Annotated in this window: 8 protein-coding genes; all 8 read left to right on the forward strand. The window is 74.6% G+C overall.

The annotated features are described in order from the left end of the window. A partial coding sequence (locus G3I53_RS13770) for an SDR family oxidoreductase (protein ID WP_164438385.1) occupies window positions 1-679 on the forward strand: 679 nt, incomplete at its 5' end. Continuing rightward, entirely contained in the window at window positions 679-2,421 is a 1,743-nt protein-coding gene (locus tag G3I53_RS13775; protein WP_164333809.1) for a CocE/NonD family hydrolase, read from the forward strand. The genes G3I53_RS13770 and G3I53_RS13775, both read left to right, overlap by 1 nt. Further along, a complete protein-coding gene (locus G3I53_RS13780; RefSeq protein WP_164333808.1) occupies window positions 2,418-4,085 on the forward strand; it encodes an ATP-dependent acyl-CoA ligase in 1,668 nt (555 codons plus the stop codon). Before G3I53_RS13775 ends, G3I53_RS13780 begins: the two co-directional genes overlap by 4 nt. Then, a complete protein-coding gene (locus G3I53_RS13785) occupies window positions 4,082-4,975 on the forward strand; it encodes an enoyl-CoA hydratase-related protein (protein WP_164333807.1) in 894 nt (297 codons plus the stop codon). Before G3I53_RS13780 ends, G3I53_RS13785 begins: the two co-directional genes overlap by 4 nt. A gap of 185 nt (window positions 4,976-5,160) precedes the next feature. Beyond that, complete coding sequence (locus tag G3I53_RS13790; protein WP_164333806.1) at window positions 5,161-6,000, forward strand: alpha/beta hydrolase; 840 nt, start codon at window positions 5,161-5,163, stop codon at window positions 5,998-6,000. Between the two features lie 15 nt (window positions 6,001-6,015). Further along, a complete protein-coding gene (locus G3I53_RS13795; protein ID WP_164333805.1) occupies window positions 6,016-6,525 on the forward strand; it encodes an ArsR family transcriptional regulator in 510 nt (169 codons plus the stop codon). 208 nt (window positions 6,526-6,733) lie between these two features. Next, a complete protein-coding gene (locus tag G3I53_RS13800; protein WP_343240614.1) occupies window positions 6,734-7,777 on the forward strand; it encodes an amidohydrolase family protein in 1,044 nt (347 codons plus the stop codon). A 66-nt stretch (window positions 7,778-7,843) separates the two neighbouring features. After that, window positions 7,844-8,737: a sugar isomerase gene (locus G3I53_RS13805; protein ID WP_343240615.1), complete on the forward strand. Its 894-nt coding sequence runs from the start codon at window positions 7,844-7,846 to the stop codon at window positions 8,735-8,737. Window positions 8,738-8,832 lie beyond the last annotated feature (95 nt).

Raw genomic sequence — 8,832 nt, forward strand, 5'->3', positions numbered from 1 at the left:
GCTGAAGGAGGTCGCGGAGTCGATCCGCGAGGCCGGGGGGACCGCGCTGCCGGTCGCCCTGGACCTCGCCGAGCCCGGCGCCCCCGCCGAAGCGGTCGCCGCGACCGCCGCCGCGCTGGGGCCGGTGGGGCTGCTGGTGTGCAGCGCCGGCGCCATCCGGCTGGCCGCCGTCCACGAGACCGAGGAGCGGCACTGGGAGCGGCAGGTGCGGGTGAACCTCACCGTGCCGTTCCTGCTGGCCCGCGCGGTGTTGCCGGGGATGCGGGAACGCGGCCACGGCTGGGTCGTGAACATCGGCTCGGGCGTCGGCTCGGAGGTGGTGCCGGGCAGTGGTGCCTACGGCGTCAGCAAGCACGCCGTGCACCGGCTCACCGAACTGATCCACGAGGAGAACCGCGACTTCGGTGTCCGCGCGGTCGCCGTCGCCCCGGGCTGGGTCTCCACCCGGCTCGCGGCCCGGCCCGGCGACCTCGGCGTTCCCGAGGAGGAGGTCCTGGACGCGGAGGACGTCGCGGACACCGTCGCGTGGCTGCTGGACCGGCCGGCCCGGATGAGCGTGGGCCCGCTGGTCCGCGTCGAGCCCTCGGCGAGCCGGGCCGCCGCCGGTGACGCCATGACCCGCCATCTGAACCGCTCCCGCGCCGGGAGCGCCGGACCGGCCCCCGAGGAGAACCGCTGATGGGCAGGACCACCCTCATCGAGCACGACGTGCCGGTGGAGATGCGCGACGGAACGGTGCTGCGGGCCGATGTCTGGCGGCCCGCCGACGCGGCGCCCTCACCCGCCGTCCTCTTCCGCACGCCGTACGGCAAGTCCGCCCTGGGACTGGCCACCCTGACCCCGTCCCAGTGCGTGGACCGGGGGTACGCGGCGGTGGTGCAGGACACCCGTGGCCGGTTCGCCTCGGAGGGCGAGTGGGCCCCGCTGGACTGGGCGCAGGAGGGCCCGGACGGTTACGACACGGTCGAGTGGGCCGCGCGGCAGCCGTGGTGCGACGGGAACGTGGCCATGGCGGGCACCTCGTACCAGGCGATCGTCCAGTGGCTGGCCGCCATGGAGAAGCCGCCGCACCTGCGGGCCATCGCGCCCGCGATGTCGACCTCCGCGGCCTTCGACGCCGAACAGCTGGGCGGTTGCCTGCGGCTGGACCACCTCACGAGCTGGCTCGGTCTGACGGCGCTGGAGTGGGTGCAGCGCCGGGCCGCGGCGGGCGATCCGGTGGACGCGGCGGTCGTCGCCGAGGTCGTGCAGCTCCTCACCACGCCCGACGTGCCGCTGCGCCGCCTGCCGTTGTCGGCCGTCCTCGACTTCGAGGGGTTCCCCGGCCGGCTCCGGGACGTCTTCGCGGGGAAGACGGCGACGGTGGCCGACTACCGCATCGGCGACGTCGGCGTGCCCACCTTCTCGGTGGGCGGCTGGTACGACGTGTTCTCCTACGGCACGATCGAACTGCACCGTGCGGTGCGCGCCCAGGACCCGGTGGCGGGGCGGCACGAGCTGGTCGTCGGGCCCTGGGTGCACTCCGGTCAGCTGCCGCAGGTGCAGGGCGAGGTGAACACGGGCCCGTACGGTTCGGCGCAGGGCGCGCGGCTGGCCGATCTGCATCTGGACTTCTTCGACCGCCATCTGCGGCCGGCCGGACCCGACACGGGGCAGGCCACGGCCACGGGCGGTGACGGCGCCGGACAGGCCGCGGGCGGGGACGTCCGGTACTTCCTCTTCGGTGACGACACCTGGCACCGGGCCGAGAGCTGGCCGCCACCCGAGGCCGTGGACGCCTCCTGGTACCTGGCGGGTCCGGAGGGCGACGGGAAGGGCGGCCGGCTTCTGTCCGCACCGCCTCCCGGGGGCGTGGGGCGGGACGCGTTCACCTACGACCCGGAGGACCCGGTGCCCTCGCACGGCGGGCGGGTGCTCCAGCTGGGCCGGCTGGCGGCGGGTCCGCTCAACCAGGCGCACCTGGAGAGCAGGCCGGACGTGCTCCTGTACACCTCCGAGCCGCTCACCGAGCCGCTGGACGTCGTGGGCCGGCAGCGGCTGCGGCTCCGCTTCGGCTCGGAGGCGCCCGCCACCGCCGTGGTCGCCAAGCTCACCGACGTGTGCCCGGACGGGCGTTCACTGCTCGTGGCCGAGGCCAGTCTCCGGCTGGAGGGCGCGGGAGGCGCCCCGCAGGAGGAGCCGTACGACGCCGATCTGCTGCTCGGTGACACCGCGTGGCGCTTCGCCCCCGGGCACCGGCTGCGCGTCCACGTCACCAGCAGCAACTTCCCCCACCTGGACCGGCATCCCAACCTTCCGGGTCCGGTCGGCGAGGCGGACCACTGCCGGCCCGCACGGCAGACGGTCTGGCACGGGGGCCCCTACCACAGTGTGCTGCGGTTGCAGGTGCTGCCCGCCCCAGGGGCCGGGGAGACCGCGTGAGCGAGGACATACTCGATCCGGCGTCCGCCGACGTGCCGACGGCCGAGCAGTGCGTCCTCGGACCTCTGCTCCGCCGCCGCGCCGCCGCCACGCCGACGGCGCCGTACGCGCTGATGCCGGACGGCGACACCTGGTCGTACGCGCGCACCCTTCGGGAGACCGAGGAGACGGCCGCCGCGCTCCAGGCGCTGGGCGTCGCCCCCGGGGAGCTGGTGCTGAGCTGGCTGCCCAACGGGCCGGACGCGCTGCGCGTCTGGTACGGGGTCAACCTGGCGGGCGCGGTGCTGGTGCCGCTGAACATCGCCTACCGGGGCGCGATCCTGCGCCAGGTGATCGCCGACAGCGGGGCCGCGGTGCTGGTCTGCCGGCCGTCGCTGGCGGCCCGGCTGGCGCAGGCGGACGAGCGGGCCGGGTCGGTGCGCACGGTGGTGCTGCTGCCCGGTCCCGACGACACGCCACAGGAGGTGGCGGCGCTCGCCGGGCGGCTCTCCGCGCGCTACCGGGTGGAGACGGGACTGCGGGCGGACCGGGCGGAGTTCACCGAGCCGGTGCCCGCGCCGCAGCCGTGGGACCCGCAGACCGTCATCTACACCTCCGGGACGACCGGCCCCTCCAAAGGGGTCGTCTCCTCCTACGCGCACCTGTACAGCAGTTGCACCGCCGCCTTCCACGGCATGGCCGGACCGCAGGACCGCTATCTGCTCCAGCTGCCGCTGTTCCACGCGGGCGGCACGATCGGGGCGTACGGGATGCTGGTGCACGGCGGTTCGGTGACGGTCGTGCCCGCCTTCAGCACCGGTGAGTTCTGGCCGCTGATCCGGCGTACGGGGACGACCCTCTGCACGCTGCTCGGCGTGATGGCGACCTATCTGCTCAAGCAGCCGCCGCTGCCGCAGGACACCGCGCATCCGCTGCGGGCCGCCTACGTCATCCCGTTCACCGAGGGGGCTGAGGAGTTCTCCCGGCGGTTCGGGGTGTCGGTCCGCGCGCTGTTCAACATGACCGAGGTGTCGTGTCCGGTGCTGTCCGCGCCGGACCATCGCCCGGGGGTCCCGATGCACTGCGGGCGCCCCCGGCCGGGCATCACCGCCCGGGTGGTCGACGACCACGACCGGGAGGTGCCGGACGGCGAGGCGGGCGAGCTGGTGCTGCGGGCGGACCGGCCGTGGTCGTTCCTGAGCGGCTATCTGGGGCGGCCGGCCGAGACGGCCGCGGTGTGGCGCAACGGCTGGTTCCACACCGGGGACACCTTCCGGCGCGCGCCGGACGGCGGGCTGGTCTTCGTGGACCGCAAGAAGGACGCCATCCGCCGGCGCGGCGAGAACATCTCGTCCTTCGAGGTGGAGGCCCAGGCGGTGGCCCACCCGGGGGTGCTGGAGGCGGCGGCGGTGGCGGTTCCCGGCGACGAGGGCGAGGACGAGGTGCTGCTGGTGGTGTCGGACCGGGACCCGGCGGCGCCGGTCGACCCGGCGGCGCTGCTGGAGTTCCTCCGGGAGCGGCTGGCCCACTTCATGCTGCCGCGCTACGTCCGGGTGCTGCCGGAGCTGCCCAAGACGCCGACCGGCAAGCCCACCAAGCACACGCTGCGCGCCGAGGGCGTGGTGGCGGGGACGTGGGACCGCGAGGCCGCCGGCATCCGCGTACGCAGGGAGAGGATCGTATGAGCCAGGGAGTGACCGACGCGGGCCCGGGGTCCGCGGCCGAGTGGGCGGGGGCGGCGACCGAGTCGTTCGCGGACTTCGCCGACCGGGTGGACGGCAAGGAGGACGTACCGCTGCGAGCCTCGCTGGTGGACGGGGTCGCCACGCTGACTCTGGACCGGCCGCACCGCCGCAACAGTCTCGATCTGGCGCTCTCCCGCCATCTCCTGCTCGGCCTGATGTGCGCGGGGGACGACCGCCGGGTGCGCACGGTCGTGCTCACCGGGAGCGGTGGGGCGTTCTGCGCGGGCGACGACGTGGAGAGCGTACGGCGGTGGCGGCTGGGCGACCGGGTGGACACCCCCTTCGACCCGATCACCTCGGACGCGCACTACCTGCGGGTCTGCGAGGCGATCCTGCACCTGCCGAAGCCGGTGATCGCGGGGCTGACCGGCGCGGCGGCGGGCGCCGGGGCGGAGATCGCCTGCGCCGCCGACTTCCGGCTGGCGGACACCCGTGCCTCGATCGGCAGTTGTCTGGCCGGCGTCGGCCATGTGGGGAACGTGGTGCTGATGTCCCGGCTGACCGGTCCGGCGCGGGCGACGGAGATCTACCTCACCGGGCGGATGGTGTCGGGGGACGAGGCGGTGCACCTGGGCCTGTTCGACCGGCTCTGCGCACCGGAGGATTTCGACCGCGAACTGGCGAAGCTGGCCGGCCGGTTCGCCGCGCTTCCGACCGCGTCGGTGGGGCTGTTCAAGGAACTGCGGGAGCGCAGCTGGGGCCAGCCGGCGGAGTACGGGCTGCGGCTCCAGGACGCGTACCACCTCAGGACGCACGCCACGGTGGCCGACGCCCGCGAGGGGATGGCCGCCTTCGCGGAGAAGCGGCAGCCCCGCTTCACCGGCGGCTGAGGGCTCCGGTGTCTCCGCCGGGACCGCCGGCCGGCCGGTGCGGCCGTCCGCCTTTGCGGCCGCGACGGATAGAGTATTCTGATTCTGATGAACGAAGCGCTGCGGCACCCCCGCCGGGCGGCCTCGCCGCCCCCTCACCCCGCCCTGCCCGCGTCGGCCGCCGGCCCCGACGAGGGACCCGGACGATGACCGGCCCCGCGCGCCGGACGGTCGCCGGGTCCGGGGTCGAGGAGACGGCGCACAGCCTCGACACCTCCGGTGCGCGGCTGCACTACTGGACGGCCGGCGCGGCGGACCGCCCGGGCATCGCCCTCACCCACGGCGCCGGGGCCGACCACCGCATGTTCGACCCGCAGATCCCGGCCTTGGTGAACGCGGGCTACCGCACCCTGCGCTGGGACGTCCGCTACCACGGGGCGTCCGCCTCCCGCACCGGCAGGTTCCGCACGGTCCACGCGGCGGACGACCTGGCGGCGCTGCTGGACGCGGCCGGGATGCCGCGGCCCGTGGTGCTGCTGGGCCAGTCCATGGGCGGCAACATCGCCCAGGAGTACCTGCGCCGGCGGCCGGAGGAGGTCTCCGCGCTGGTGGTGATCGGCTCCACGTCCAGCACCCTGCCCATCACCCGGCGCGAACAGCGCACACTGACCCTCTCGCGCCTCCTTATGCGGCTGGTCCCCTTCGGCCGGCTGACCCGGTCGATGGCGCGGGCGTCGGCGGAGAGTCCGCGGGCCCGGGAGTATCTGCACGAGGCGTTCGCGGCGAACGGGCGGCGTTCCTTCCTCACCACCTGGGACGGCATGACCCGCGCGATCGACCCTTCCCCGGGCTACCGCGTGGAGAAGCCCGAGCTGCTGCTCTGCGGTGAGCACGACGGCACCGGTAACATCCGCTCGGCGATGGAACGGTGGAGCGAACGCGATCCCCACAGCGAGTTCCATGTGATCCCCGGTGCCGGACACGTCGCCAATCTGGACCGTCCCGACGAGGTCAACCGGCTGACCGTCGCCTTCCTGAAGGCCTGAGAACCCAACGAGACCATGACTGACCACGACGACATCACTCCCGACGCGAGTCCCCTCGGTGCCTCCGGCTCCGAGGGGGTCGGGGACGCCGAGGCGTCCCTCATCAGCGAGATGGGCTCGCTGATGGAGCGCTGGGGCCTCCCGCAGGCCACCGGCCGCCTCTTCGGCTACCTCCTGCTGCGCAACAAGCCGGTGGACCTCGACACCATGACCCGCGAACTGGGCCAGGCCAAGAGCGGACTGAGCGTGGCCGCCCGCCAGTTGGAGGCGTGGGCTCTGGTACGGCGCTCCACCCGTCCCGGCAGCAGGCGGATCGACTACGAGGCGGTGGGCGACCTCCACCACCTGCTGCTGGTGAACAACGCCCACATGCGCAAGTTCGCCGAGACGCTGAGCTCGGGCATCCCGGTGGCGCGCGGCGAGGCGCGGGACCGGCTGGCGTCGCTGGCCGAGCTGTTCAACGGGTACGTGGAGCAGACCGAGGCGCTGGTGGCCGAATGGGAGGCCCGCCGCGCCGCCCCCTGAGTCCGGGACGGCCGCCCACGGGCGGACGGCGCGCTCCGCCCCTGACTCTCCGATGTCCGACTCCCGCCCCCACTCTCCCGGCTCCCTGCTTCCGACGCCCCACTCCTTCCTCCCGCCCCCCTTCCTCCCGACTTCCGACTTCCGGCTTCCTCCCGACTCCCGACTCCCGACTCCCGACTCCCGACTTTCGACTTTCGACGGAGTGCTCGTGAACGTGTCGTGCGGCCTCGTGCCGAGCAACGGAACAGCGGCGGCCGGCGCCATGGCGGGCCCCGCCGCCCCGAGTCGCCCGCCGGTCGTGGACGCCTGCTCGCTGGTGTACGACGACGCGGCCTGGCGGGTGTACCTGAACCGGCTGGGCGAGAACGCCCCCGAGTACCTGGACGTGTTCTCCGCTTCCTTCTGCCGGTACTTCGACGCCCCGCACACCGCGTACCGCGACGCGCTGGCCGTGTGCTGGCAGGACGCGGTGGACGTGCTCCTGCCCCCGGGCCGGCCGCCCTTCGACCTGGCCGCGCATCTCGCGGACCGCCGACGGCAGGGTGTGACGGCGGAGTTCGCCATGGGCTCGGCCGAGCGGCTGCCGGACGGCCGGACCGTCAACGACTGGCTGCTGGAGACCGTCCGGGACGTACGCGACCGGATCCATGTCTGGGCCGGGATCTCCCTGCGCGACCCGACCGCCGCACTGCGGGAACTGGAGCGGTCGCTGGCGGCGGGGGCGACCGGGCTGTGCGTGATCCCCTTCCTGGACGGCACCGATCCGGCCGATCCGCGGTTCGCGCCGGTCTGGGACGCGGCGGCGTCGGCGCGGCTGCCGGTCTGGCTGCACACCGGTCACCACTTCGCCCGGAGCCACCCCAGCGGCCTCGGAAGCTGGCGTACGGTCGAAGCGCTGGCGGGCCGCCATCGCGAGCTGCTGCTCGTCGCCGGGCACGCGGGCTGGCCCGACGTGCGCGAGACGCTGCTCACCGCCGCCCGGCATCCGGGGGTCTACCTGGAGTTCTCCTCGCACCGGCCCCGGCACATGCCCAAGCCCGGATCGGGCTGGGAGCCGCTGCTCCACCACGCCCGGGGGCTGGCCCGGGACCGGGTCCTGTTCGGCACCTCGACCTGGGTCAATCCCGGGCCGACCGGGCCGCTGGCGGACGAGCTGACCGCGCTCGGGCTGCCGGACGACGTGGTCACCGCCTGGCTCGCGGGCAACGCCGGGGCGCTGGTCGCCCGGTCCGCCGGAGCGCACCCGGGCTGAGCGAGCCGTCGGCCGTCACCGCTGACGCCTTGTCACGCCTCCCTGTTTCGATACTCCCAGCCCTCGGTGTGGCGCCGGGCCGCCCGGTCGCTGCCCCAGCACTCGGCGGCCCTGCCGCGACGAGGCGAGCGCGTCGCCGTCGTCGGCTGCGGCACCTCCTGGTTCATGGCCCAGTCCTACGCCGTCCTGCGCGAGAGCGGCGGTCACGGAGAGACCGACGCCTACGCCGCCTCGGAGTTCCCGTACGGCAGGCCCTACGACCGGGTCCTGGCGATCACCCGGTCCGGCACCACCACCGAGGTGCTCGGCCTGCTGCACCGTGTCCGGGGCACCATGGCCACCGGCGCCGTCGCCGCCGACCCCGCGTCCCCCGTGACACGGGCCGCCGACGCCGTCGCCGTCCTGGACTTCGCCGACGAGGAGTCGGTCGTCCAGACCCGGTTCGCCACCGCCAACCTCGCGCTGCTCCGCGCCCACCTGGAGTCGGAGGGTGCCCTGCCCGCCGGGGTACGGCCCCTGGACGACGCGATCCGCGACGCCGAGCGGGCCCTCACCGAACCCCTCGGCGCCGCAGTGAGCGGAGCCGAACAGTTCACCTTCCTGGGCAGCGGCTGGACCTGCGGCCTGGCGCTGGAGGCCGCGCTGAAGATGCGGGAGGCCGCCGGCGCGTGGACCGAGGCGTACCCGGCGATGGAGTACCGCCACGGGCCCATCAGCATCACCGGCCCGGGACGGATCGCCTGGGTCTTCGGCGAACTCCCGGAGGGACTGGCCGACGACATCGACCGGGTCGGGGGCACCCTGGTCGCCGACTCGGCCACGCCCACTGGCCTGGACCCGCTCGCCGACCTCGTCCGCGCCCAACGCCTCGCCGTGGCCTGCGCCGAGGCCCGCGGGTACGACCCCGACCGGCCCCGCAACCTCACCCGGTCCGTCGTCCTCCAGGACGGCCATGTCTGAGGGACGCGCTCCGGCACCGGTCACGGCCGGCGGTCCCCCCGCGGCCGGGGGGCGGCGTCCGCTCCCCGGCCGCGGCCTGCCGTGCGGCCACCGGC

It is taken from the genome of Streptomyces sp. SID14436, from assembly GCF_010548465.1.
Lineage (GTDB): Bacteria > Actinomycetota > Actinomycetes > Streptomycetales > Streptomycetaceae > Streptomyces.

Bases quoted from the DNA above. Each gene is read 5' to 3' on its own strand.
- G3I53_RS13785 (WP_164333807.1), top strand. From the start codon at position 4,082: ATGAGCCAGGGAGTGACCGACGCGGGCCCGGGGTCCGCGGCCGAGTGG.
- G3I53_RS13775 (WP_164333809.1), top strand. From the start codon at position 679: ATGGGCAGGACCACCCTCATCGAGCACGACGTGCCGGTGGAGATGCGC.
- G3I53_RS13795 (WP_164333805.1), top strand. From the start codon at position 6,016: ATGACTGACCACGACGACATCACTCCCGACGCGAGTCCCCTCGGTGCC.
- G3I53_RS13790 (WP_164333806.1), top strand. From the start codon at position 5,161: ATGACCGGCCCCGCGCGCCGGACGGTCGCCGGGTCCGGGGTCGAGGAG.